We start from the raw sequence: 25,061 nt of genomic DNA on the forward strand, positions 1-25,061 counted from the left end.
CGCTATCGCTGAAATATGAAAGCAGAGCCAAGGCTCTGCTTTTTTACATCATTGCTTTAAACCAGCCCCATACTTTACAAACTCTGGCTGAGTTGTATTAGTTATGGTGGGCCGTGTCACCCTCTATTAGGCATGGCTACGGGCAGTTACGCCCGCTGTTGCTGTTGGTGTACTTTCAGTCTCGGTTGCTGCACCTTTTGGCGGTTTGATTATCAACGTCAGCAGCAAGGAAAGTACTGACAGCACCGCGATAACCATAAAGGTCGCCTGATATCCACCCAGTTGTGCGGCAATAAACGAACCTGCCAGAGCACCCAAACCAAACCCTTGATAGATGACACCGTAGTTTTTACTGTGATTTTTCAGACCGAAGAAGTCGCCGACAATCGCCGGGAACACCGTAATATTGCCGCCGAAGCAGAAGGCTATCGCCCCGACACACAAGAAGAACAGCGCATGAGTCAGTGGAACAAAACTCAACACGGATACCGCTAATGTGGTGACCAGCAAGGTGAAGCTGATTACGCGCAGACGGCCCACTTTGTCTGATAGTGCGCCAAGGATAATGCGCCCGGCGGTATTAAAGATGGCAATGGCTGAAACGGTGTTGGCTGCCGTCACCAAGTCCATTCCTGCCAGTTGTACGCCTAAATCTTTCACGATACCAATCAGATATAAGCCACTCATACATGCGGTGAAGAAGATGATAAATAAGAAGTAAGACTCTTTAACCGCCAGCATCTCTTTGACACTAAAATCACGCCCGGCACGGGCGGTTTGCAGGCTGTTATTGACCTGTGGGGCCACTGCTTTCTCTTGTAGCAGGAAAGAGCCAGCCCCTACTAATACCATCACGATGAGGCCCCAGTAGAAGAATGCCAGCGACACTCCTTGGTTGGCAATCAGACTGGCATTTACATATTTGAACAATAAGCTGCCGGTACCAAATGCCCCCACTGAAATACCGGAAATCAGCCCTTTACGTTCCGGGAACCATTTGATCAGATTCGACAGGGTGGTGATGTAGGCGGTGCCATCGGCGAAACCGACCACGATACCAGCCAATAGATAAATCATTCCTAATGATGTGGCAAAAGAGCTGGCAATCAGGCCCAAACCAAGAATGATACCGGAAAGTAACGTCAGTTTACGGATACCTATGCGCTCTTGCAGGCGGCCAGCAAACAGAGTGGCAATAGCGAGAGAAAAACTGGTAATGGAAAATGTGGTTGCAACTGCCCCTAACGACCAACTGAACTTCTCTCCCAGTGGCTGATTAAATAAGCTCCAGGTATAGATAGTTCCCAACCCCATTTGAACAATGATGGTACCCGCAACAATTAGCCAACGATTTACCGGTTTACTGCTCATGCCGGACTCCTTAAACATCAATGCAATGTGGCCCGAATATGGCTATTGCGAACATAACAATGATTTGCAATAGCGTCGGAAGCCAAAGATTACGCGCTGATGGGGCACCGGAAATCTTGTCTTGAGGTGTTATCAGCCCGCCGAATGAAACCAGTATACGGGCGGGCTAATCACTATAGATCGAAAGGGGAATGAGCTGCATTCCACGCGGAATGAAATGCATTTAAAGACGCATCAGTTGCCTGAATTCTTTTATCTTGCTGCGGCTGACAGGGACTTCAAAGTCCAAATCACTGAGCCGCAGAATATAGGTATTATTAAACCACGGCACAATTTCACGGATTTTGGCTAAATTGACACAATAGGAGCGATGGCAGCGGAAGAAGTACTCCTCCGGTAGGCGGCTGAAAAATTCAGTAATATTCATCGGCATAATGAATTCTTCGCGCCGAGTATAGACCAACGTGACCTTTTCCTGTGCTGCGGCATAATAGATATCATTGATATCAGTGACGATAATGCGCTCATCTTTCATCAAATTGATGGTATGCGCCGCAGAACGGTGGTTGGTACTGCTGGTCTGTTCTCTATTTTGGTGCTCACGCTTATGCAGCGCTTCGAGTTTTTGCAGCATAGTGACAATACGAGACTCATGATAAGGCTTTAAAATATAGTCAAATGCTTCAATTTCAAAGGCTTCAACGGCATGCTCTTTATAGGCTGTGATAAAGATAATATAAGGCTTATGGGCAAATTTACTGATGTTTTGTGCCAATAACACGCCATCCAATGATGGAATATTGATATCGAGAAAAATAGCATCGACCTGATGGTTTTGCAGGTATTTAAGCACATCCAGCCCATCGTCAAAGGTTGCCTCAATGGTGATGTTGCTGTGCTGGCGAATCAGGTAACTCAACTCTTCTTGAGCCAGAAACTCATCTTCAACAATGATTGCTTTCACGGATTAGACTCCGGCTGGAATATGGGGGTCAGCATGGATTTTGCCGCCATTTTTGCTGATATAAAAAGAGATCTCGGTGCCCGGTTCCATGCGGCGTATCTGTAAACCTTCCCCATACAGTAACTTCACCCGATGATGCACATTGAGTAAACCAATTTTATTGCCCGGCATTTCATTATTCGCCACGCGCTCAATTGTCTCTGGGTTAATACCATTACCGGTGTCTTTTACGGAAATTTTTATTTGGTCGCCACTGTCTTTAACCGCAATGACCACCACACCTTTACCACGACACGGCTGAATGCCATGCACAATGGCATTTTCAACCAAGGGTTGAATTAACAAGCTGGGTATTTTCAGCGCAATATCGTCGTCAATATCATAAATCACAGTTAACTTGCTGCCGAAGCGTGCCTGCTCGATGGCGATATAATCCTGAATTTGATGTAGTTCTTTGCGAATATCAATCTGTTCGTCATTCAGCTCAAGGTTATAACGCAGATAACGGGATAAATTGATGATCAATTGGCGCGCGGTATCTGGATTAATACGAATTGAGGACGAGATAGCATTCAAGGCATTAAATAAGAAGTGCGGGTTAATTTTACTTTGTAGTGCGCGCATTTCCGCTTTATTTGCCATTTCACGCAGTTGTTCTATACGGGAGACTTCAATCTGGGTTGAGATAATTTGTGACAAGCCGACCGCCATCACTTTCAGTGAATAGGTAATTTTATGTGCATGGCAATAGTAGATCTTCAGTGAGCCAGTGACTTCACCTTTTTCCCATAACGGAATAATGATGAGGGAGTGAATTTGTGGCGTGCGATGGACTTCATCATTATTGCGGATAGTAATCTTCCCACACTGAATGCTCTCTTTGGTAATATCACTGATGATCTCATGACCGATATTATAGGCTTCAACGCCCACCCCCACATAAGCCAAAATATGTTGGGTGTCGGTAATGGCGACAGCATCTGCCTTAATATCGGTGCGAATAATCTCACACACACTGCGCAGTGATTCGCCGTTGATATTGCGAAAATAGGGCAGGGTTTTATTGGCGATATCCAGTGCCAGTTTTGCTTGCCGCGCGGCAATAACCTCTTTTTCATCTTCGACACTCTGTACCAGCAGGACAATTAACCCGATACAAACCGCCCCTAAGATCATAGGAATGGCGATTTTAGACACAATATCAATACCTAATGCGGTCGGCCTGGCCCAAATAATCACCAATAGCATGGTGAGTGACTCACAAATCATGCCTGCCAGAATACCGATACTCCATTGCCGCTCTTTCTTTATTTTCAGATTTATATAGCCGGACATCAGGCCGGCTATAATGCTGGTAATCAGACAGGGGATTGATGTAATTCCATCAATATCAATTAAATATCGGTGAGAGCCGGCGATAAGTCCGGTAATGATACCTACCCACGGGCCAAATAAAATACCGCCAGACATGACAGCAATAACCCGAACATTCACTAATGAACCTTCGACGTTAATACCGGAATAAGTACCAAAAATAGCGAACAACGAGAAGATAGCGGTTACCGCTGCCAGTTCCAGTGGTGTGTGCTTCTCTTTTTGCAATAACTGACGAAACAGGTGGGTGCGGGTCAGAAAGAATAAACAAATCAACATTAATGCGGCACGATCAAACACCGCCAGTAGCATTTCAAATATCTGGTGCACACTATTTTCTCTTGGCGATAGCCTTGAATCTTAGTTTGGGACCATCAGATTCGGCGGCGAATAAGCGGCTAACTATAAGGAAAATGACCGGCAACTGCCACTTTATCCGCGTTATCCGGTAAATCGATGCGGCGGATTGCAGGGGAGTCTGCTGGCGGGTCGCGCCAGCAGAGATAACGTTGAGGAGATTATTTATATCGTTCTTATTGGCAGAGAAACACGGGATTGATAGGAATGTTATTCAGCCATACCCAACTGTTGTTTGCCGAGGGTGGTTAGGTTATCGGCGGTGGCTCTGCCACTGAAATCCACCTCGAAATCATCGGCGGCAAAGTCTGGTGGTGAGCGGCCATCAATAAAACTGGCTAACTGGCGTGGCAGGTATGCGGCGTTCTTGTCGCACCATGGCGCCGCCGCGATATACATGACGTTGCTGTCAAACTCACCATTATGCTCATTTTCCACTGAGTGAATCACGTCGCAATGCCAGAATACCGTATCACCTGCTTCCAAATCTGGAATAGGGGAAATGGCTTCCATTAAAAGAGGATGCCACTGCTCAGAGGCGGATAAAGCGCGCCCTGGTGCTGCACCGCACAGATCATCGTCAGCAACATCATCTTGTAATGCGCGCAGCAGGATATAGGCCATGGCATTAGCGATCGGGATAACATTCAGCGTCCCCGCATGGGTTCGCTGTGGTGTCAGGGCCGTCCAGCCTTGGAAGGTACGGAACATCGAGCACACTGCCGGTGAGGGGAATTCGCGCACTTGTGGGCGGCCTTCAGCGGCGAATGGGTCATACTTCTGCCAGTCACCCGAGAACACGTGGCGGTACACATGACGGAAGTTCTCATCCAACCAGCGCTCTATGGAGCCACCATCAACGTGGGGTGATAGGCCCAGTGACGATGATTTTGGCGGGCGGCGACGGGTCCGGTCGACATAAGTCACCACCCGGTTAGCATCAAAATGCTGCTTGCCGTTACTCTCGGTTCGCCACAGATTATTTAAGAATACCTGCACCGCATTCATGCGCTGATCCTGGCGAGCCTCAACCTGCGGTGTTGACCAGTAAATTCCGTAAATTTGCGGTTTGCTGGCAGCCAGCGTACCGAAATAGTTATCTTCCGCAGCATTTTTCAGGCGTTCGACGAAATTATTACGTTCGAGATAGTTACCGATTTCACGGTTCCACGCTGCTGCTTTTTCCGTTGGGAAGACACCGAGAATGGCACAGCATCCTCGTTGTTTTATTTGTGCTTTTTGTTCTTCAGTAACGTTACCATTGATAATATCATCGGCATGAATTTGGGGAACAGGATTCTCACCCTGCGCCAAACTACGGCGGATTTCGGTGACTTGCTGGCGAATATTCTCTTCCACGGCTTGGAAGACCTGCTGATAATCAGGCAGCGCCTGACGTAATTGCTGCTTCACCGCTTTGATTGCTGCGGGAATATCGTTTATTTGTAATGAAGCCATAATACTGATTCTCCGATAGCTGTAGGGGAGGGCCGTGGTAATGGCGCGCGCGATGCTGACCATTTGTTTGTTTTTTGTTATCTTGAAGTGAACATTATTTAAGTAAAATGGAGAAGAATAAAGGGATGAGGTTATGGAAAAATTTCCTCTTTAATATTCTGCGTTCTGTTTATGGCTAACATCTTCAATTCGAGGGAAAAATGTCACCAGTGATCCCGATGTTCAGTAGCTCGCCGATTTCTCTGAGAACACCACAGTTGGTGCTCGAGAGCCTCAAAGAGCAGGATTGGCCGCTGTTTTTACGCTTATACCAAGATCCTGTGGTTCAGCGTTATATGGCAGATCCGATGGATATGGCCGAGATTCGTGAGCGTTTTGAATCACGTTTAACCCCTTGGGAAAAGACCTCCAACCATTGGCTATGTCTGGTGGTTCGTGAACGCGCCAGCGGACAGAGCATGGGGCTTACCGGCTTTTTGGCTGAATGGTTGCCATTACAGCAAGCTGAAGTGGGTTATGCCATGTTACCGTCCTGCCAGGGCAAAGGTTTTGCCAAAGAATCCTTGTTGGCTGTATTGGCGTTTGGTTTCCAGCAATGTCAGTTTCATAAAATGAAAGCCACGGTTACTGTGGGCAACCATGCTTCACGCGGGTTACTGGAACGCTGTGGTTTTCAGTTGGAAGGGACGTTGCGTGATAATTATCAACTTGGCGGGCAATGGTGTGATGACTGGGTATTAGGGATGCTGGCGAGTGAGTTTGATTCTCAGTAACTTCTCCGATGAGTTAGATATTTGTTACCAGCCACTCGACAGCCCTTTAGCGCTGGGATATGTTCATAAACAGACCATCTGATGGTCAGCGTCGCTCGGACGGTCCGGGCGCTAACGTATCCTCGAGGAAATTATGGCTGAACTCCCTGCTAAGCGTCGTTTTACCCGTATTGATCGCCTGCCCCCTTATGTTTTCAATATTACCGCTGAGTTGAAAATGGCGGCCCGCCGTCGCGGTGAAGATATTATTGATTTCAGTATGGGTAATCCCGATGGTCCGACACCACCCCATATCGTTGAGAAAATGTGCAGTGTCGCGCAACGTGAAGACACCCACGGCTACTCAACCTCTCGGGGTATACCGCGGCTGCGTAGGGCCATTTCCAACTGGTACGCCGAGCGTTACCAAGTGGATATTGATCCTGAAACTGAAGCTATTGTCACTATCGGTTCGAAAGAGGGGCTGGCTCATCTGATGCTGGCGACACTGGACCACGGTGATACAGTATTGGTGCCGAATCCTAGCTACCCGATTCATATTTATGGTGCGGTGATTGCAGGGGCGCAAGTTCGCTCGGTCCCATTGACCGAGGGCATTGATTTCTTCTGTGAATTGGAACGTGCGATTCGTGAAACCATTCCTAAACCGAAAATGATGATCCTCGGCTTCCCGTCTAACCCTACAGCACAATGTGTGGAGCTAGAATTTTTTGAACGGGTGGTGGCGTTAGCGAAGCAATACGACGTGCTGGTGGTGCATGACTTGGCCTATGCCGACATTGTATATGATGGTTGGAAAGCGCCGTCAATCATGCAAGTGCCTGGGGCAAAAGACATTGCGGTTGAGTTTTTCACCTTATCCAAAAGCTACAATATGGCCGGTTGGCGTATTGGTTTTATGGTGGGTAACCCGGAATTGGTTAATGCGCTGGCTCGCATCAAAAGCTATCACGACTATGGCACTTTTACCCCGTTGCAGGTGGCGGCAATTGCTGCCTTGGAAGGGGACCAACAGTGTGTTCGTGATATCGCTGAAAAATACCGCCAGCGGCGTAACGTGTTGGTACGTGGGTTGCATGAGGCTGGTTGGATGGTTGAAAACCCCAAAGCGTCGATGTATGTCTGGGCGAAAATCCCAGAGCCTTACGCCCATTTAGGCTCACTCGAGTTTGCCAAGCGCCTGTTGTCTGAGGCAAAAGTCTGCGTTTCGCCGGGGATAGGATTCGGTGATTACGGTGATACTCATGTCCGTTTCGCCTTGATTGAGAATCAGGACCGGATCCGTCAGGCGGTGCGCGGAATTAAGAGTATGTTTCGTACTGATGGTTTGCTGAAACCGAGTAAAGCGGTTTCAGGTGACGGTATCTAACCCCGCGCTTACCATCAACTAAATAGCTAACTCTCTATTCTGACCGGCGACCCACGCTGTCCGGTCAGAATAAAGTACCTTGTGTTCAAAACGTTATCCGCCCTCCTTAATGTTTTCTTCATCTATTTTGCACCATACTGATTATTAACTTGATGAAGTCAGTGGAGCACCACAATGAGAAATCGCTATTCACTCCCCCAAATAACCCTGCACTGGCTGACGCTAGTGATGATCATTCTGACTTATGCCGCCATGTTACTCAGTGACACGGTACCGGATGAAGATCGTACATTAGTGAAAAATCTGCATTTCAATTTTGGTATTTCTGTCTGGCTACTGATGTTGGTACGACTGTGGTTGCGCCAGCGCAATATAACACCAGCGATCACCCCAAGGTTACCTAACTGGCAGTTGTTAGGGGCGCAGATTATGCATTGGGGTCTGTATTTAATGTTCTTATCATTACCGGTGCTGGGGGTGTTGGCTCAGGCTTATGGTGGGAAAACCTGGTTCTTGCTGGGGTGGCAGGTACCGCAGTGGGTAACACCGGATGATGTCGCGCGTGGTTATCTTAAGCAGACTCACGAGCTAATTGCCAATTTAGGCTATTTTGTGATTGGCGCTCACGCACTGGCCGCGCTTTATCATCACTATATTCGCCGGGATGATACATTACGCCGAATGATGCCAGGAAAATGATAAAGGGCGCGAATGCGCCCTCTATACGATGTCAGATTGTGGATGGTTCGAGTTAATATTACTCGACCATCATCATGAAGGTGCCAACCCAAACCACCAACATAATAGAGATACCCATAAAGAAATATTTCACTGAACAACTCCCCTTGGAGCTACCTCGCCAGTAACGATCCAAATTGCTGTGCTACGTTTACCCTTGTTACTTAAAATTACAGTGGTGTTCGCTACGTTCACTCACCCGAGTCACTGACTGATGTCAGCTTGTCGGTATCAACTCACGTTCTGCCTGACTGTAATGCCAAGTTCTTTGGGTATTAAATGTGGACGAATCACGTTTTTAATCAATGGTAGCCATTTCATCACAACTGGCCAGCTATCAATCTGAGATACATCCGAATTGTCGTGTCAGCCTGAGCTAACTCAGTGGTATACGACAGGATCGGGCTAATGTAATCCCAACAGGGAGAAACTTTCAATACTGTAATTTTATGCATTAGATCACGTTTTCGTATATAAACCGCAAATATTGTGAGCCAATGCATTGAAGTGTGAAGCTATTAACGTTTTTTTAAATTATCGCTAAATAACAATTTGTTACTCTCTTGGTTACAATCTAAGCCAATCTGGTCGAGGTCCAGACAATCAGCTTATTTTTTTTACCCCGATATTGGCCTCAAAGCCCAGTAAATACAGGGCTTGTTCCAGTGCTTCAACCTTGGAAGCGTAGTACACATCCAGCAGGCGATCCATCTGTGCGGCATTCAAACCGAGCTTGCGCGCCATATCTGCTTTGCGGGTATTGGTGGTTAACATGGCATTGTGTAATTCAGCTTTCAGTCGCACCAGAATGGGCACATGAACTGCAATATCACCCGGTTGCAGCGCTGAGGGGGCGGGGACGGGGCGGCGCTCTTCCATTTCTGCTGCAATACCATTCTTAATACCGTCCTGTGCTTCCAGTTCAATATCCTCCTGAGAGTAGGTCACTGATTCCAATTCAGGGAAGTCGCGATACTGGATGTGGTACTCGCCGCTGGCTTCATCAAGGGCATAATGGGCTGGGTAATGGAACACGGTGTCACTCCTGTGGGGTACAAGCTACTAAAGGTAGTGGCATTGTACTGACATCAGCAGGTCGGGGTTACTTATTTAACGTAGTAGCACTTTGATTCAATCGGCCATTTTGGGTGATGTCAGCCGCATTTCCAGCGCCCTTGCCGGGCATCTGAATGCACACTCACCGCAGCCATCGCACTGCGCTAAAGCCAGTGTCGGCGGCTGGTGGGGCTGCCACACCAAAGCCTGTTTATCACAGTAATCGGCGCAACTGTCGCAGTAGATATAGGTATTTTGACAGATGTTTTCTACGCGAGGGTGCGCCGTAATATGGTAGGTAGAGGGTGATAAAGCACCGGTTTGGCAAGCAGTGGTACAGGCCAGACAACGGCTGCAATATTGGGTAGAAAAATCCAACTCAGGCCGTTGCTCGACCATGACTATCAGATGCTCGCCGCAGACGTGCATGCAGGCTTCACAACCCGTACACGTTTGCGTGAAAGCACTTTCAACAATGGCTCCCGGTGGCCTGATTGCGCTCCCCGATGGGAGGGTAAGTGGTTGTTGGCGGGCGCTTTTTAGCAAGCCACGAAATAGCCCACGGCGACTGATGGTGCGGTTTTCCAGATACGCCTTGTAGTAGCGCTCGTCTTTTATCATCGAAATAGCTCACGGGGCTGAGGAAATAGGCCCAGTTCAGTTTGTAAGGTTTTCAGGTAGCACTCGGTGATTTTTGCCAGCAACGGATATACCTGATACTCGGTTTGGCTGTTGGTTACCAGCTCAAGATAGCGATAGGCCCACGGCAGTAAATGCTCAGTGAGCAGTGCTAGCGCGGCTTTATCCGATGGGGGCTTAGTTGTCGGCTGCTGTTCAATTAAATGAACCCATGCCAGTAACATGAGGCCAAATTGATCTTCCGGTTCACGTATCGCACTTTGATTTACCAACCCGAATGTTGACAGGAATTGGCGATATTGCAGGGTGCTCGCCCCCATCAAGATATTTTCTTTATCCAGATAAACAGACCCCCAAGGTGGGGCGGGCATTTCACCTTGTCCCTCAAACAAAATCGAGAAATCATATTCCAGTTGTTCGGGTTGGATACTCGGCATCTGTTGGCAATATCGTACAATTTTAGCCGGATTCGGCCACGGAAAAATCTCAGCAATCTGTGGCAGTAGTGGCCAAAGGCGCTGTACGGTATCGGACTGTGGTGGATAGTAAAAACAGGCACCTAAAATCCTCGGCAGAGTGGTGTTCAGTAACATCAAAATTTTCTCTCTTCAGGTCCAGCTATCTCAATACGGCTTAGCCGCAGGTATCACGGCTAAGCAGCTATTTGTCAGTAGGCCAATAGAATCAATATGTTAATTTACATTGGCACTTGCCAGAGATTGTAGAAAGCGATACGCCCGGCCAACTCACCGATAACCAGCGCCGAGGCACTGACCGCGAGCGTAACCCGAGGGATCCTGTCTTTCAGTAATGCTGCGGCAGCAACAAAGATACCGAGCGTTAGCAGCAGAATTTGAATTCCCCAAAACAGCGCCTGCTGGCTACTCAGTTCCGCTGAACTTTGACCCAGAAAGCTGAGGTAACCTGGTTTATTCACCAAGGTCACAATGGCACCGACCAACACCGCTGATGCGCCAAGCTGACGAGCGCCGGTCAGAATAGCGCAAGCGCCACCGCCAACCAGTACCGTCATCCACAGTTGTAGCGAGGTATACGAGGTATCCCAATTAGGCACGGTTGTCAGTTGATAAACTTGGGTGATTGACCAGGCAAAGACCAGGCCGAAGATAACCGTTGCCACATTGCACAGCATTGCCAGTAATGTATTTTTGGCTATGGTTGAGAAAAATACGGTGCCACAGGCCATGGCGACAAACAATCCACTGAGCACTATCTCATTACTCATCGGCGAGCGACCAACACCCAATAGCATGGTGGCGGCGCGCAATGGTTGCCCAACATGCAGTGTGCCAACGATCAGGCCTACCATCATCAGCAGCAGACCGATGATATTGGCTTGTTTGAGTTGTAGTGGCGTGGTCATACCGAGTTTGTGACTCAGTAGCACCAGTGCAAACAACCCGACAGCGGTTTGCCCCAGTACGGTAAAAAACACCAAGGGTAATTCATGCATTTTATACCTCCGCCGGATTTTGGATGCAGCCTGATGTATCACCGGATGGCTTGGCATCACGGTGGCTTCTGATAACCAGATTGGGGTGTGTCAGATGCGCGTGCGGCAATGGCGCAATGGCATTCTCTTCACCGTATTTATCCCTCAATAGCGTGATTTCATCAAAATCTAACGCCCGCTGCGGGCAGGATTCGACACAAACTGGCTTATCACCTGCGGCAACCCGCTGATAGCAGCCATCGCACTTGGTCATTAGTTTCTTCTTGGCATCAAATTGCGGCGCACCATACGGGCAGCGCATCTCGCAATAGCGGCAGCCGACACAGAGATCCTGATTAACCACCACCAAACCATCTTCTTCGCGTTTATGCATGGCACCGGTTGGGCAACCCGTTACGCAGGTAGGTGATGAGCAGTGGTTACAGGCGATAGAGAGGTAGTAGTTAAAGACATTTTGTACCCAGATATTGTTCTGCTGAGTCCAACTGCCGCCGCCATATTCGTAAACCCGACGCAGCTTCGGTCCGAGATCCAACTTCTTCTCATCCTTGCAACTGATTTGGCAGGTCTTACATCCGGTGCACTTGGTGGAGTCGACAAAAAAACCATATTGCTTCATTATTCAACTCCTTATATACGTTTTACTTCAACGAGGTTGGTGTGTTGTGGGTTACCTTTTGCCAGTGGTGACGGTCGCAGTGTTGTTAAGGTATTGATACACCCTCCCACATCAATGCCGTCCTTATTGGTATTTCGCCATGCCCCCTGCGGCACGCTAATAACCCCCGGTAACACCCGTTCGGTAACCTTTGCTGCAATACGCATGCGGCCTCGGCTGTTAAAAATTTCGACCATATCCCCTTGTTGGATACCGCGAGGCTGGGCATCAATGGGGTTAATCCAAAACTGATGTGGTACCGCTTCCCGCAGCATGGCTACGTTATAATAAGAGGAGTGGGTATGGCCTTTGATATGGAAGCCTGTCATCTGCAAAGGGTAGTTTTTCATGGTTTCTACATCGCTAACACCTTCAAAGGTTGGGCAATATTCAGCGACAGCGGTAATGCGATCACCGGGTGCCAGTTGCCACTCTTTTTCCAATGTTGCCAGCGCTTCTGAGTAGATCTCAATTTTGCCAGACGGGGTTTTCAACGGGTGGTTCACAGGGTCATCACGGAAATCTTTTAACGCGATATATTGACTGCTGTCGGCATAAATACGATCGATGATGCCTTGGTCGTTGGTCTGTTCAAAAGGTGGCAAGGCGGGGTTTTTCTCACGCATTTTGTTATAGCTGATTTCAATCCATTCTTGCTGGGTATGGCCTTCGGTAAAGGCATCGCCAATTCCTAACTTGGTGGCAATTTCGGCTAACACATCATAAGACGGGCGGCACTCCCACAGCGGCTCGATCGCATTTTGCAACCGCGTGACGTAGTGATAAGCCCCACTAGCGTAGGAGTTATCAATTAAATCATTTGATTCAACTGAGGTGACATCGGGCAGTAATAAATCAGCATATTTGGCAGAGTTGGTCATGTGGTTTTCCCACACCAAAATAAACTCGCACAGTGATTCATCTTGTAAAATGCGGTGGGTTTTATTCAGATCAGAATGCTGATTGCCGATAACATTACTGGCGTAGTTCCACATAAACTTAATATTGGTATCAAGTTTATCTTTATTCTTCACATGCGCATTTTTCGCTGTCATTTCAGTGCCACGAAAAATAGCATCGGTCCACATAAAGCAGGGAATAGCAGTCTTCACTGGGTTCGGAATACTGAATCCCGGCACCGGATATTTCACATTCCCGCCCCAGGCTCCAGTATTGGTTCCGGCGCGGCCAATATTACCAGTCATCAATGGCAACATCATAATGGCGCGTGCCGCCTGCTCGCCATTAGCACTGCGCTGAATCCCCCAACCTTGTGATATCCATGCTGCACGGGCATTTCCCAACTCACGGGCTAATTGAATAATCTGTGTCGGTGCAATGCCGGTTATCTCACTGGCCCATTGCGGTGTTTTTTCTACCCCATCGTGGCCGTTACCTAAAATATAATCTTTGTAAGAGCTATTGGCGGGGGCTGAGGCGGGTAGTGTTGTGGCATCCCAGCCGACACAATATTGTGCCAGGAAATCTTCATCAGTCAGATTTTCTTTAATTAATACATGTCCTAATGCGGCCACCAGCGCGGCATCGGTACCTGGGAAGATGGGGAGCCATTCTGCGTTGAGGGTCGTTACGCTGTCGGTCATGCGTGGATCGATAATAATAACTTTGGCTTTGCTTTGCCCCAGAGCATGAACGGTTTCGATATATTGCCCGCCGCCCGACATCCGAGTCTCTGCCAGATTATGACCAAACATAACCACCAGATCTGAGTTTTTAATTTCATCCAGCAAAGTTTCGTCTGCATTGCCATAGATATACGGCATTACCGTATTTATTTGGGCGGTGGAATAAGTACCGTGTTGATCGAGAAAACCACCCAGCAAGCTCAGCATTCTTTTACAGGCATTGCGGCCTTGTAAATTAGCGCCGGTCGAACCAGAACCATATTGATAATAAATTGCTTCGTTGCCGTATTGTGCAATGGTTCTTTTTAGATTATCAGCGACAATAGTGGTAGCTTCATCCCAACTAATACGTTTAAATTTACCTTCGCCGCGTTTGCCAACACGCAGCATGGGATATTTGACCCGATCCGGGTTATATGTTTTCCATCTTACCGATCGGCCACGTAAACAGGGGCGAATTTGATGCTCACCAAAGGTAGAGTCATCATAAATTGCTTCATTAGCAATTTTAATAATTTCGCCATTTCTCACATGCACTTTTAGTGGGCAGCGGCTACCGCAGTTGACCAGACAAGCACTGTATTTAACGGTTTCCTCTGTTGTTGCTGCGTGCTCTTCTGGCGCGGCATGTACTGAAAAAGGAAGGGTGATAGAACTGGCAATAGCCGCAGCCCCGGTGACTGCGGCGGATGTTTGAATAAATTCACGGCGGCTTAGTGAGCCGGTGATAGGTCTTTTATTGTTATTCATCGACATTACCTTTGCGGAGGACACTTTTTTAATGAAAAATAAGAAAATTAGGGTTGAGCGGCAATGTCTCACCTTAGGAAATAACTTGTTACTTTTATATGATGTAAATCAATTAAGACGATATAACGGAAATATCGCGCTGTTTTTTGTGAGTGAGGCGAAGGTTATTAATAATTTACCGTAAGATATTAACCATTCCCTATACATAAAATTAATGTATTTATATAAAGTTAGTAGTTGTAATAAAGAATCAATCTCAAATGACCGGGTGCTGTTATTATTTCCATTATTTTATGGGTTAATTTAATTTATCTTTATGATCTTAAGAAAAGTCTTAATAAAGAAACGGCTGTTTTTACCGCTATTCTTTATCACCATAACGGCAATGGTTGGTGGTATTAACCCTAACTAAATAATGGCTAAAATGACATGCTGATCTATTTATCCAGATAAGAAGAGATCTGCATCACGATTCTTATCTCTTCCAGCTTGCAGTCGTGCATTAACATGGTAGTTTACCGAATAGTTGGATTGTTACCGTCAATGGCGGGCAAAACCTGATTGAGTAGCATGATGAATGCTGCTGAGTCGGGTTTTTTTGTTTTCAGGGCTAAAGCATGCAAATCGCTAAAATACTTAACAACAATGTAGTTATTGTTCTCGATCAGCATGGTCAGGAACAAGTCATTATGGGACGTGGTCTTGGCTTTCAAAAACACCCAGGTGAATCGCTAGATAACACATTGATCGAAAAAGTGTTTGCTCTAAAAGACAATGAATTGGTTTCGCGGCTGAGTGAGTTGCTGAGCTGTATTCCATTAGAAGTAATGATTGCTTGTGACTGTATCATCACGCAGGCAACGGCAAAACTGGGTAAGTTGCAGGATAACCTCTACATTTCGCTGACTGACCACTGTTTCTATGCGATTGAGCGGCATAAACAAGGTTTGGATATAACGAATGGATTGCAGTGGGAGATTCGTCGGTTGTATCCCAAAGAGTTTGCCTTGGGTCGTGAAGCCTTGCAGATTATTAAACAACGCCTTGGGGTGCAATTGCGTGAAGATGAAGCTGGATTTATCGCGCTCCATCTGGTGAATGCTCAGTTGAAGGGTGAAATGCCTGAAGTAATGCAAGTGACGAAGGTAATGCAGGAGATACTGCATATCGTGAAGTACCAATTTAAGCTGGAATATGATGAGGACGGGCTGAGTTATCACCGTTTTGTTACCCATCTGAAATTTTTCTCACAGCGAATGTTGGGCCGTAATGGGGTCACCAGTGATGATGATTCCTTACACGATGCAGTGAAAGATAATTATGCCGAGGCTTACCGCTGTGCGGGTAAGATTCAGCAGCATATGAAATTGCAGTATCAACAAGATTTGAGCAAAGAAGAGCGGATGTTTTTGACTATCCATATTGAACGCGTTCGCCGGGAAAGTTTTAATCTGCCAGATTAAATGATTTAAAAGGGAAGGGTTCTAAGTAGTAAGAGAATTTAGCCAAACTGGATTGTTACTGCTTCGGCAGGCAAAACCTGAATGTACTTGTGTCGCTGGGTCGCGGTGCGGAGTGCGTTTAGGTTTTTTTTTGCCCGAATTTTTACCTGTATAAACAAGAGTGTTACCGAAGGAAAACACGATGCAATACACAACGGTCGCCAGCGAGATCCTCGCCGGAGTAGGGGGGCAGAGTAATATTAATAGCGTAGTACATTGCGCTACCCGTTTACGCTTTAAACTCAAGGATATGGCGCGGGCTGATGCCCAAGCGCTGAAAGATAATCCTGGCGTTATTATGGTAGTGGAAAGTGGTGGCCAGTTTCAGGTGGTTATCGGAAACCATGTTAGTGAGGTCTACCAGGCGTTAGTGAACCAAGCGGGGTTGGCTGATGCTGAAGAGCATGATAACAAGTCAGGTAATCAAAAAGAGAGTTTGTTCAGTCACTGTATCGATATCATTTCGGGTATTTTCACCCCCTTGCTCGGTGTATTGGCCGCCTCCGGTATTCTTAAAGGTTTTTTGGCACTGAGTGTTGTTTGCGGCTGGTTACAACCCGACAGCGGCAGCTATACAATTTTATTTGCTGCCAGTGACTCACTGTTTTATTTCTTCCCACTGGTATTGGGTTATACCGCAGGTAAGAAGTTTGGTGGCAGTCCATTTATTACCATGGCGATTGGTGGTGCATTAGTACACCCCTTGATGCTCGCTGCATTTAACGCAGCCGGGCAACCTGGGGCTTCTGAGGTCTATTTCCTTGGTATTCCGGTCACATTTATCAATTACAGCTCGTCGGTTATCCCTATCATATTAGCGGCTTGGGTTAGTAGTCGGTTAGAAAAAGGGTTTAACCGGGTGTTACACAGCAATATTAAGAACTTTTTCACGCCATTACTGTGTCTGGTAATAACCGTTCCAGCCACCTTTTTACTGATTGGCCCGCTGGCAACCTGGCTTAGCCATTTATTGGCGTCGGGGTTCCAAATTATCTATTCGGCTGCTCCTCCTGTTGCCGGTGGTGTATTGGCCGGGCTATGGCAGATTTGCGTTATCTTTGGGCTGCACTGGGGTTTGGTCCCTTTGATGATAAACAACCTGAGTGTACTGGGCTATGACGCCATGTTGCCGCTGTTGTTACCGGCAGTTATGGGGCAAGTGGGGGCCACGCTCGGTGTCTTTTTACGTACTCGCGATGCAAAAATGAAGGGGCTGGCTGGTTCGGCATTTACTGCGGGGATATTCGGTATTACTGAACCCGCTGTTTATGGGGTGACCTTACCGTCGAAAAAACCGTTTGTTTTTGGCTGCGTAGGCGGGGCGATAGGGGGTGTCATCGTCGGTTTCTGCCAGACCCATGTTTATTCATTCAGCCTTGCCAGTATCTTCTCTTTTGCCCAGATAATTCCCGCTACAGGTGTCGATGCCAGCGTATGGGGCGCCATTATTGGCACCCTGATTGCGTTGATCTTTGCTGCCATCAGCACCTTCTTTTTTGGCCTGCCAGCGCCTGTTGCCACCGCAGAAACAGAGGATTTGTCTCACACCTCATCCATCACCGATAACCACAGTGGTATGGGCGAAGTGATATTCAGCCCGATCAGTGGTGAATTGTTAGCGCTAGCGGATGTCAGTGACAGTATTTTCGCCAGTGGTTTATTGGGGGCGGGAATTGCGATTATTCCACAACAAGGGCGGGTCGTGTCACCGGTTAATGGCGTTGTAGCGTCACTGTTTAAAACCCACCATGCGATTGGCATTGAATCTGATTCTGGTGCTGAGGTCCTTATCCACGTTGGTATTGATACCGTCAAACTCGATGGCAAATATTTTACCGCTCATGTTAAAGCCGGTGACCGGGTCAGCGCAGGTGATTTACTGCTGGAGTTTGATTGTGCGGCGATTACCGGAGCAGGTTATGACCTGACGACGCCGATAATTATCAGCAACAGTGAAAATTATCAGGATGTCCTGTGTGCTAAAGGCACCTCTATTACTGAGCAAGCCCCGTTATTAACCGTAATTCGTTAATACTGATTTAGGAGAAAACCGATGAAACATGCATTTCCAGATAATTTCCTTTGGGGCGGTGCGATTGCCGCTAATCAGGTAGAAGGGGCTTATCTTGCTGAGGGGAAAGGGCTATCTACCTCTGATTTACAACCCCATGGTATTTTTGGCGATATCATTCCTAGGGTGAGTGGTGACAGTTATGTCAAAGATCTAGCTATCGATTTTTATCATCGCTACCCAGAGGATATCGTACTATTTGCTGAGATGGGGTTTAAATGTTTGCGGATATCCATTGCCTGGACACGTATTTTCCCACAGGGCGATGAGCAGCAGCCTAATGAGGCAGGTCTGGCATTCTATGACCGTGTATTTGATGAAATGGCGAAATATAACATTACGCCATTGGTGACATTATCCCACTATGAGATGCCTTATGGGCTGGTTAAGAATTATGGTGGCTGGGGTAATCGTAAAACAATTGGTTTCTTTGAACATTATGCCCGCACCGTGTGTCAGCGTTATCAGCATAAGGTTAAATTGTGGCTGACATTTAATGAGATCAATATGTCGCTGCATGCGCCATTCACCGGAGTAGGATTAGAGCAAGCAAGCAGTAAGAGTGCCGTGTATCAGGCTATCCATCACCAGTTGGTTGCCAGTGCCAAAGCGGTTGCTGCATTGCATGAAATTATCCCTGATGGCCGAATCGGAAATATGCTGTTGGGTGGGCTGATGTATCCACTAACTTGCAAGCCTGCCGATGTATTGGAAACATTACAGCAGAATCGTGAATGGCTATTCTTTGGCGATGTGCAGGTTCGCGGTTATTACCCCTCTTATATGGCTCGTTATTTTAAACAGCACGGCATTAGTGTTGAAATTACTGCTGAAGATAAACTGGCATTAAAACAGACTGTCGATTTTATCTCCTTCAGTTATTACATGAGCGGCTGCGTGACCGCCGATGAAGAGTTAAACCGTAAAGCCCGAGGTAATATTCTTAGCATGGTGCAGAACCCGCATCTGGCCAGCTCGGAATGGGGGTGGCAGATCGATCCTGACGGGCTGCGTATCTTGCTCAATGAATTATGGGATCGTTATCAAAAACCCCTGTTTATTGTTGAGAATGGGCTGGGAGCGAAAGATAAGCCGGATGTTAATGGCCATATTGAAGATGACTATCGCATTGAATATCTCAATGACCATCTGGTCCAGGTCGGTGAGGCTATCGAAGATGGCGTTGAGGTGATGGGATATACCAGTTGGGGGCCGATTGATTTGGTTAGCGCCTCAAAAGCTGAATTATCCAAACGTTATGGTTTTATTTATGTCGATCGCGATGACAGTGGTAATGGCACATTGGAACGCCGTCGTAAGAAGAGCTTCTATTGGTATCGCGATGTGATTCAGAGTAATGGCGAGGCATTGAAACGCTAATAGCGACGTTTGTATGTTGCAGTGATATAAGCAGCTCTCAACTGTTTTGCCTCACTGCAACACGACTTATTTTTGGGGAAGTACCGAGTATTTATTATTAGATGTGCGGGTTATTCTAAAAATGGAAAATAATGAAACCAACGGGATCTTTATAACGGGGTCTCTGGTGCTCCCGGAGCGACTGATCCAGGTGGCTATCGTTACCATAATAATACTTGGTTCTTTTACAGTGGATTCAATCAGCAGGTAACAAAACATCAGGATGACGCCAACCGTGGTTTAAGTGTGTTTTACAGCATGTCGTTGGCGGACCAACGGACCAATTACATGCATTACGCTACCTCCGCAGGCATCCGTTATCGCGGCTTATTTGATAGCCGCCCACAAGATTGGTTGGGATTCGGCGTATCAATGGTTAAACTGAGTGATTATTATAAAGATAATCAACGCTATCTGAATCAAATCAATAATGTTTCTGATTATAATAATCCACGTTACTCTCCAATAGCTGGGTATTCGGTTGCTGCCGAACTGTATTATCGTTTCCGTGTCACTTCATGGCTGGAATTACAACCTGATCTACAATATTGGCACTCACCAGCAGGGGTAAGCCAAACGCAAGATGTATGGGGAACCGAATTAAAAACAGTTATTACATTCTAAATTTCGCCTGTATTGCAGATAATACGGCTATGACGTGGTGCTTTAACTGGCACCACGTAAACTGTTACGCTATTCTCCATCGAGTATTATATTGTAGAGAATCAGCGTGATGTTGAATATGAAAAACAGATTCGATGGTAACAACATCTTAGGTGAAAGGAATATTCACGCAGTTTTTGAACTGAGCTTATTACTGAAAGCAATCTTAGCCGTGATGGAGATTATCAGCGGTATTTTAACCTATTTTGTGACGCCGCAGTTTTTGCTAAATATTCTGCATCGCATCACGCAAGTTGAATTTATTGAAGACCGTGGCGATGTGGTAGCCCATTATTTACTGCATGCGGCACAAAATCTCTCAATCAGCAGTCTGCATTTTGCCGCATTTTATCTGCTCATCCACGGCGTGGTTAAGTTGTGGGTCATTATTGGATTATGGCGCAAAAAGCTGGGTTATTATCCGGCGGCAATAGTCATATTCAGCTTATTCATTATCTATCAACTCTATCGTTATACCTTCACTCACTCGGTGTTATTGATCGTAATAACTGCGCTGGATGTGGTGGTTATTGTGTTGACGTTGCTGGAGTATCGAAGATTACGCCAGCAGCATAAAACCCCTTAGCCAGATGAAGGCCATACTGAGCAATGCGAACCAAAAACCAAGGTTATAATGCCCTGTGAGGTTACTCAGTTAGCAAAAATATGCGCTTGGCCAATAATTGTCAGGTCAACCATTAAACCGATACTTATACCTTCGCGGCTGATGGTTTTAACCTCTACCGTTTCATTACTTTCAACCAGATATAGGGTGAGTGTTGAGATAAAACCCGCAAAATCAATATTGATAACCTTAGCCAGACAATGAGTGGTGTAGTGATGATCTGCGGGCAAAGGGGTGATAGTAATCTGTTCTGGCCGTAACATAATCCGGCTCAATCCATGGCGTTGCTCATCATCAACCCTGACACTGCCCAGTGCACAATCAGCCCATCCGGTATCAATATTGGCGGAAAGAATCAATGTTTCGCCAAGGAAAGTCGCTGTAGGTTCATCAATCGGTCGCAAATAGAGTTCTTGCGGCGGGCCAACATGCGCCAGTTTACCCGCCCGCATTACCGCGACTTGCGAGGCAAATGATAATGCTTCGGTTTGATCATGCGTCACTAAAATGGAGGCAATATTTGCCTGTGCCAACAGTTCAGCCACCGCTTTGCGCGTTGAGGCGCGTAAGGCGGTATCCAGAGCTGAAAAAGGTTCATCCAACAGCATCAGTACCGGCCGCTGTGCTAACGCTCTGGCGAGAGCGACCCGCTGCTGTTGCCCACCCGAAATCTCATGGGGCCAAAGTTGTGATAACCGCCGATCCAGTGCGACCATCTCCATCAGTTCATCAATTCGGCGGGCTTTGTCCTGCTTGGTCCCTGTTAGTCCATAACCAATATTGCCCGCGACGGTAAAGTGGGGGAACAGCGCACCATCTTGCGGTACAAAACCAATCCCTCTTTTGTGCGCTGGCACGTGGGTTGAATTGTCGAATACCGGATGACCTTGCAGAATAACTTTACCGTGATCGGGGGTTTCGAACCCGGCAATAATCCGCAACAACGTGGTTTTGCCTGAGCCGGATGGCCCAACAATTGCGGTGCGACTGCCGGCGGAAACCTGCAAGTCAATTCGGTCTAATACGGTAACAGACTGGAAAGACTTACCGATTTGCTGAAGTTCAAGCGTGCTCATAATCCTGCCGTACGTTGCGATTGAGAATAAAGAAGCCAGGTTAGCGGCAGAGATAGTGCCACCATCAGCAGTGCATAGGGTGATGCCGCGACATAATCAATTTCACTGGTCAACGCCCAAAAACCAGTCGCCAGTGTTCGGGTGCCGTTCGGGGCCAGTAATAGTGTGGCGGTCAGCTCATTGGAGATAGCGAGGAACACCAGTGCCGCCCCGGCAGCGGCGCCAGGAGCAGCAAGGCGCATGGTGGTGCTCCATACGGCTTGAGTGGGTGTTTTGCCCAAGCTGCGGGCCACGTTTTCCAATTCGACCGGGGCGGTCGCAATCCCGGCCCGTAAACTGATTAAAGCGCGTGGGGTAAACATCAATAAATAAGCCAGCAAAATAGTGAATTCTGTTTGATACAGCGGGCGAGCAACACGGATAGTGATGGTCACCAGCGCCAGCGCGACCACGATACCGGGCAGCGAGCTGGTGACATAATTACAGCCTTCCATCACACGGTGCAAGCGCCCCGGATAGCGCACCGATAGCCATGCCATGGGGACGGCACACAATGTAATAATAACCGCACCGCTCAGTGCTAATGCCAGTGTTTGCTTCAAGGCTGGTAGCAGTTCAGGATTCAGCCACACATCAATTCCACCAATATAGAGCCAGCGGGCCAGCGTGATAAAGGGCACGCCCAGCGAGAGTGCAGTGAGTACCAATGGCAATAACAGACACAGTAGTGTGATGGTTGTACCCATTGAATATGCAGTTTGGCGCCTGGCGCTACCGGAGCCGACCCGAGCATAGCGGTTGTAGCCACGGCTGGTGGCTTCGATTAACAATAGCCCCAGGCAACATAACGCCAGAACCCCTGCCAACATATTGGCCGCCGGACCATTAAACGTGGATTGAAATTGGTCAAAAATAGCGGTGGTAAAAGTATCGAAACGGATCATGGCATACAAGCCATATTCCGCTAATAGATGCAGCGCAATCAGTATCGAACCGCCCCATACGGCTAATTTTAGTTGCGGCAGAACCACGCGAAAGAAGACCACTGTTGGGGGACTACCCAATGATGATGCTGCGTCTTCAAGGCCGGGATCAAGGCGGCGTAATACAGCGGATGCGGGCAGATAAATAAAGGGGAAATAGGCAATTACTGAGATAAACACGCCAGCGGCAAGGCCATGCATTGATGGCACCAGACTAATCCATGCATAACTTTGTACAAAAGCAGGTACGGCTAGCGGTGCAATAGCCAATAGTGACCAAATCCGCCTGCCGGGCAGGGCCGTACGCTCGGTCAGCCATGCCAGTGCAACGCCAATAATGGCACAAAGCGGTAAGGTAAAGAGCACCAGGAGCGCGGTGTTAATCAGTAGTTCGCCCACGCGGGGGCGAAAAACCAGGGCTTTGACTGTTGGCCAACCGGTATCAATAGCGATACCAATAACAAACCCTAATGGCAGCAGGGATAGCAGTGACAACAGAATCGCAATAGCCACAATCCCAAACCCCGGGCGATGGTTATACTGCCGTTGGGCTGCCTTATGCAGTGGAACCGATACAATATCGGTGCTTATATTAGCCATAATAGTCAAGGCGCTCGGCTTGTTAAATACCCGTCGCCATAGTGATGTGACGGGCTAAAAATGCATTCTATCAGTCGGTTGTCCTTATTACAGCAGACCGGCTTCAGTCATTAACTCAACCACTTTTTTACTGTTGAGTTTAGACGGCTCAACGTTCGGTGCTTGCAGGTCTTTCAGTGGCACCAATTTAGGGTTTGAAGCGGCATCGACACCAACGGCATACTCAAATGCGGTGTTGGTACGCAAGATATCCTGGCCTGATTTGCTGGTGATCCATTTGACGAATTCCTGCGCTTGTTTCTGGTGCTTACTGGATGCCAGAACACCGCCGCCGGAGATACTCACAAATGCGCCAGGGTCTTGATGTTTGAAATAATGCAGTTTGGTTTTACCGCTGTTCTCACCTGTTTTGGCTTGATCGACGAAACGGTAATAGTGATAGATAACTCCGCCATCGATTTGGCCCGCATTCACCGCTTTCATCACGGTGCTATTACCTTTGTAAGCAGTGAAGTTGGTTTTCATGGCTTTTAGCCATTCCAACGTGGCTTTTTCGCCTTTCAATTCCAGCATGGCACTGACAATGGCCTGGAAGTCGGCACCCGATGGTGAGGCAGCCCAACGGCCTTTCCATTCAGGTTTTGCCAAATCCATAATGGATTTAGGTAATTCGGCTTCGCTGATTTTATCCGGGTTATAGACAAACACGGTGCTACGAGCCGCAATACCGGTCCAACGACCATGTTCAGGGCGATACTCTTTCGCAACCTGTGCTTGTGTGGCGGCATCCAGTGGTGCGAACAATTTGGCGTTATCGACCAGCACCATTGCCGGCGAGTTTTCAGTCAGGAAAACGTCGGCGGGAGATGAGTTGCCTTCCTGAACCAGTTGATTACCTAACTCGCTGTCGCCGCCATTACGCAGAGTCACTTTGATGCCGGTATCTTTGGTAAAACCGTCAACCCAGGATTTCACCAGATTTTCGTGTTGAGCATTATAAATCACGATACCTTCATCATTTGATGCGGCATTGACGGAGAACGCCAGCATCATTGAGGAAGCCAGTAGGGCGACAGGGCCGAAAGAGGGGAAACGTAACTTCATAAACTGAGATCCTTTTAAAAGCTCAAAGAAGAAAACGAGATTGTCAGGCAACCGCAAAACAGAGCAATTGTATAGAAAGAAATTAACAATGATAGTGAAAATCATTCGCGTTATTTGCTACCAAATGTTTCATTTTCAGTACTATTTTTTGTATGGGTAACTCGGTTCATAATAAAAAATCCCAGACAAATGCAAGCCGGGATTTTTTTACCTGCCAGTCAACTCATCAAGTCCACTTCCTGCCAGGCGGTTTCTTAGCCAGCATCATCTCAATAAAATCAGTGGACTGCTGCTTACGGTTCGGTAACTTACAGGTTTTGCGCAGTGTCTGTATAATTTCCGCCACTGGTAGTGTGGGCAGCCAACATCTATATGGATGAGGTGCATCCAG

At 47.4% G+C, this 25,061-nt stretch carries 21 protein-coding genes and 1 pseudogene; 8 read left to right on the top strand and 14 right to left on the bottom strand.

Annotation, left to right across the window (positions count from 1 at the left end; genetic code table 11):
* Positions 1–126: 126 nt before the first annotated feature.
* The 4 genes from V2A84_RS02880 to V2A84_RS02895 form a co-directional block, all read right to left on the bottom strand.
* Positions 127–1,371 carry an L-lactate MFS transporter gene (locus V2A84_RS02880; protein WP_083163469.1) on the bottom strand — a complete coding sequence of 415 codons (1,245 nt, stop codon included), beginning with the start codon at positions 1,369–1,371 and terminating at the stop codon, positions 127–129.
* A 223-nt stretch (positions 1,372–1,594) separates the two neighbouring features.
* Complete coding sequence (locus V2A84_RS02885) at positions 1,595–2,335, bottom strand: LytR/AlgR family response regulator transcription factor (protein ID WP_083163471.1); 741 nt, start codon at positions 2,333–2,335, stop codon at positions 1,595–1,597.
* A gap of 3 nt (positions 2,336–2,338) precedes the next feature.
* The gene (locus tag V2A84_RS02890; protein ID WP_083163474.1) at positions 2,339–4,039 is read right to left on the bottom strand and encodes a sensor histidine kinase; all 1,701 of its coding nucleotides are present in this window, start codon (positions 4,037–4,039) and stop codon (positions 2,339–2,341) included.
* A 237-nt stretch (positions 4,040–4,276) separates the two neighbouring features.
* The gene (locus V2A84_RS02895) at positions 4,277–5,524 is read right to left on the bottom strand and encodes a DUF1479 domain-containing protein (protein WP_083163476.1); all 1,248 of its coding nucleotides are present in this window, start codon (positions 5,522–5,524) and stop codon (positions 4,277–4,279) included.
* 260 nt (positions 5,525–5,784) lie between these two features.
* Here V2A84_RS02895 and V2A84_RS02900 point away from each other — a divergent pair, with 260 nt between their 5' ends.
* From V2A84_RS02900 to V2A84_RS02910, 3 genes are all read left to right on the top strand, one after another.
* The gene (locus V2A84_RS02900) at positions 5,785–6,297 is read left to right on the top strand and encodes a GNAT family N-acetyltransferase (protein ID WP_193784875.1); all 513 of its coding nucleotides are present in this window, start codon (positions 5,785–5,787) and stop codon (positions 6,295–6,297) included.
* A gap of 133 nt (positions 6,298–6,430) precedes the next feature.
* Positions 6,431–7,666: an alanine transaminase gene (alaC, locus tag V2A84_RS02905; protein ID WP_083163481.1), complete on the top strand. Its 1,236-nt coding sequence runs from the start codon at positions 6,431–6,433 to the stop codon at positions 7,664–7,666.
* Between the two features lie 174 nt (positions 7,667–7,840).
* A complete protein-coding gene (locus V2A84_RS02910) occupies positions 7,841–8,365 on the top strand; it encodes a cytochrome b (RefSeq protein WP_083163483.1) in 525 nt (174 codons plus the stop codon).
* A gap of 58 nt (positions 8,366–8,423) precedes the next feature.
* Here V2A84_RS02910 and ypdK read toward each other — a convergent pair whose 3' ends face one another.
* From ypdK to V2A84_RS02945, 7 genes are all read right to left on the bottom strand, one after another.
* Positions 8,424–8,498 (bottom strand): membrane protein YpdK, encoded by a 75-nt coding sequence (gene ypdK / locus V2A84_RS02915; RefSeq protein WP_098057507.1) that lies wholly within the window; start codon positions 8,496–8,498, stop codon positions 8,424–8,426.
* A 509-nt stretch (positions 8,499–9,007) separates the two neighbouring features.
* Entirely contained in the window at positions 9,008–9,439 is a 432-nt protein-coding gene (locus V2A84_RS02920; protein WP_042568372.1) for a hypothetical protein, read from the bottom strand.
* Between the two features lie 96 nt (positions 9,440–9,535).
* Complete coding sequence (locus V2A84_RS02925) at positions 9,536–10,081, bottom strand: 4Fe-4S dicluster domain-containing protein (RefSeq protein WP_083163486.1); 546 nt, start codon at positions 10,079–10,081, stop codon at positions 9,536–9,538.
* Entirely contained in the window at positions 10,078–10,692 is a 615-nt protein-coding gene (locus V2A84_RS02930) for a TorD/DmsD family molecular chaperone (RefSeq protein WP_083163489.1), read from the bottom strand. The genes V2A84_RS02925 and V2A84_RS02930 overlap by 4 nt, the downstream gene beginning before the upstream one ends.
* A 104-nt stretch (positions 10,693–10,796) precedes the next feature.
* Positions 10,797–11,573, bottom strand: coding sequence for a dimethyl sulfoxide reductase anchor subunit family protein (locus tag V2A84_RS02935; protein WP_083163492.1), 777 nt, complete (start codon positions 11,571–11,573; stop codon positions 10,797–10,799).
* A gap of 1 nt (position 11,574) precedes the next feature.
* Positions 11,575–12,192 carry a DMSO/selenate family reductase complex B subunit gene (locus V2A84_RS02940; RefSeq protein WP_083163495.1) on the bottom strand — a complete coding sequence of 206 codons (618 nt, stop codon included), beginning with the start codon at positions 12,190–12,192 and terminating at the stop codon, positions 11,575–11,577.
* 11 nt (positions 12,193–12,203) lie between these two features.
* A complete protein-coding gene (locus V2A84_RS02945; protein ID WP_083163498.1) occupies positions 12,204–14,627 on the bottom strand; it encodes a DmsA/YnfE/YnfF family dimethyl sulfoxide reductase in 2,424 nt (807 codons plus the stop codon).
* 617 nt (positions 14,628–15,244) lie between these two features.
* On the opposite strand from V2A84_RS02945, the gene licT reads away from it, so the two are divergent.
* The 5 genes and pseudogenes from licT to V2A84_RS02970 all read left to right on the top strand — a co-directional run bounded on the left by licT (position 15,245) and on the right by V2A84_RS02970 (position 20,868).
* Positions 15,245–16,090: a BglG family transcription antiterminator LicT gene (licT, locus tag V2A84_RS02950; protein ID WP_083163501.1), complete on the top strand. Its 846-nt coding sequence runs from the start codon at positions 15,245–15,247 to the stop codon at positions 16,088–16,090.
* Between the two features lie 181 nt (positions 16,091–16,271).
* Positions 16,272–18,161 carry a PTS beta-glucoside transporter subunit IIABC gene (bglF, locus tag V2A84_RS02955; RefSeq protein ID WP_083163504.1) on the top strand — a complete coding sequence of 630 codons (1,890 nt, stop codon included), beginning with the start codon at positions 16,272–16,274 and terminating at the stop codon, positions 18,159–18,161.
* 21 nt (positions 18,162–18,182) lie between these two features.
* Positions 18,183–19,580, top strand: coding sequence for a glycoside hydrolase family 1 protein (locus V2A84_RS02960; RefSeq protein ID WP_442848579.1), 1,398 nt, complete (start codon positions 18,183–18,185; stop codon positions 19,578–19,580).
* 138 nt (positions 19,581–19,718) lie between these two features.
* Positions 19,719–20,243, top strand: a pseudogene (locus tag V2A84_RS02965) (carbohydrate porin); the annotation flags it as partial.
* 109 nt (positions 20,244–20,352) lie between these two features.
* On the top strand, positions 20,353–20,868 hold the full coding sequence (locus tag V2A84_RS02970) for a DUF2127 domain-containing protein (protein ID WP_083163509.1): 516 nt from the start codon (positions 20,353–20,355) through the stop codon (positions 20,866–20,868).
* 65 nt (positions 20,869–20,933) lie between these two features.
* On the opposite strand, the gene V2A84_RS02975 is transcribed toward V2A84_RS02970, so the two are convergent.
* The 3 genes from V2A84_RS02975 to V2A84_RS02985 all read right to left on the bottom strand — a co-directional run bounded on the left by V2A84_RS02975 (position 20,934) and on the right by V2A84_RS02985 (position 24,670).
* A complete protein-coding gene (locus V2A84_RS02975) occupies positions 20,934–21,983 on the bottom strand; it encodes an ABC transporter ATP-binding protein (RefSeq protein WP_083163511.1) in 1,050 nt (349 codons plus the stop codon).
* On the bottom strand, positions 21,980–23,566 hold the full coding sequence (locus V2A84_RS02980; protein ID WP_083163514.1) for an ABC transporter permease: 1,587 nt from the start codon (positions 23,564–23,566) through the stop codon (positions 21,980–21,982). The genes V2A84_RS02975 and V2A84_RS02980 overlap by 4 nt, the downstream gene beginning before the upstream one ends.
* Before the next feature lie 87 nt (positions 23,567–23,653).
* On the bottom strand, positions 23,654–24,670 hold the full coding sequence (locus tag V2A84_RS02985; protein WP_083163516.1) for an iron ABC transporter substrate-binding protein: 1,017 nt from the start codon (positions 24,668–24,670) through the stop codon (positions 23,654–23,656).
* Positions 24,671–25,061 lie beyond the last annotated feature (391 nt).

This window comes from Yersinia sp. 2553 StPb PI (assembly GCF_052217105.1).
Lineage (GTDB): Bacteria > Pseudomonadota > Gammaproteobacteria > Enterobacterales > Enterobacteriaceae > Yersinia > Yersinia enterocolitica_E.

Coding starts and splice junctions, on each gene's coding strand:
- V2A84_RS02880 (WP_083163469.1), bottom strand. CDS start 1,371: ATGAGCAGTAAACCGGTAAATCGTTGGCTAATTGTTGCGGGTACCATC.
- V2A84_RS02895 (WP_083163476.1), bottom strand. CDS start 5,524: ATGGCTTCATTACAAATAAACGATATTCCCGCAGCAATCAAAGCGGTG.
- alaC (WP_083163481.1), top strand. CDS start 6,431: ATGGCTGAACTCCCTGCTAAGCGTCGTTTTACCCGTATTGATCGCCTG.
- V2A84_RS02910 (WP_083163483.1), top strand. CDS start 7,841: ATGAGAAATCGCTATTCACTCCCCCAAATAACCCTGCACTGGCTGACG.
- V2A84_RS02925 (WP_083163486.1), bottom strand. CDS start 10,081: ATGATAAAAGACGAGCGCTACTACAAGGCGTATCTGGAAAACCGCACC.
- V2A84_RS02930 (WP_083163489.1), bottom strand. CDS start 10,692: ATGTTACTGAACACCACTCTGCCGAGGATTTTAGGTGCCTGTTTTTAC.
- V2A84_RS02935 (WP_083163492.1), bottom strand. CDS start 11,573: ATGCATGAATTACCCTTGGTGTTTTTTACCGTACTGGGGCAAACCGCT.
- V2A84_RS02940 (WP_083163495.1), bottom strand. CDS start 12,192: ATGAAGCAATATGGTTTTTTTGTCGACTCCACCAAGTGCACCGGATGT.
- V2A84_RS02945 (WP_083163498.1), bottom strand. CDS start 14,627: ATGAATAACAATAAAAGACCTATCACCGGCTCACTAAGCCGCCGTGAA.
- licT (WP_083163501.1), top strand. CDS start 15,245: ATGCAAATCGCTAAAATACTTAACAACAATGTAGTTATTGTTCTCGAT.
- bglF (WP_083163504.1), top strand. CDS start 16,272: ATGCAATACACAACGGTCGCCAGCGAGATCCTCGCCGGAGTAGGGGGG.
- V2A84_RS02960 (WP_442848579.1), top strand. CDS start 18,183: ATGAAACATGCATTTCCAGATAATTTCCTTTGGGGCGGTGCGATTGCC.
- V2A84_RS02970 (WP_083163509.1), top strand. CDS start 20,353: ATGTTGAATATGAAAAACAGATTCGATGGTAACAACATCTTAGGTGAA.
- V2A84_RS02975 (WP_083163511.1), bottom strand. CDS start 21,983: ATGAGCACGCTTGAACTTCAGCAAATCGGTAAGTCTTTCCAGTCTGTT.
- V2A84_RS02980 (WP_083163514.1), bottom strand. CDS start 23,566: ATGGCTAATATAAGCACCGATATTGTATCGGTTCCACTGCATAAGGCA.
- V2A84_RS02985 (WP_083163516.1), bottom strand. CDS start 24,670: ATGAAGTTACGTTTCCCCTCTTTCGGCCCTGTCGCCCTACTGGCTTCC.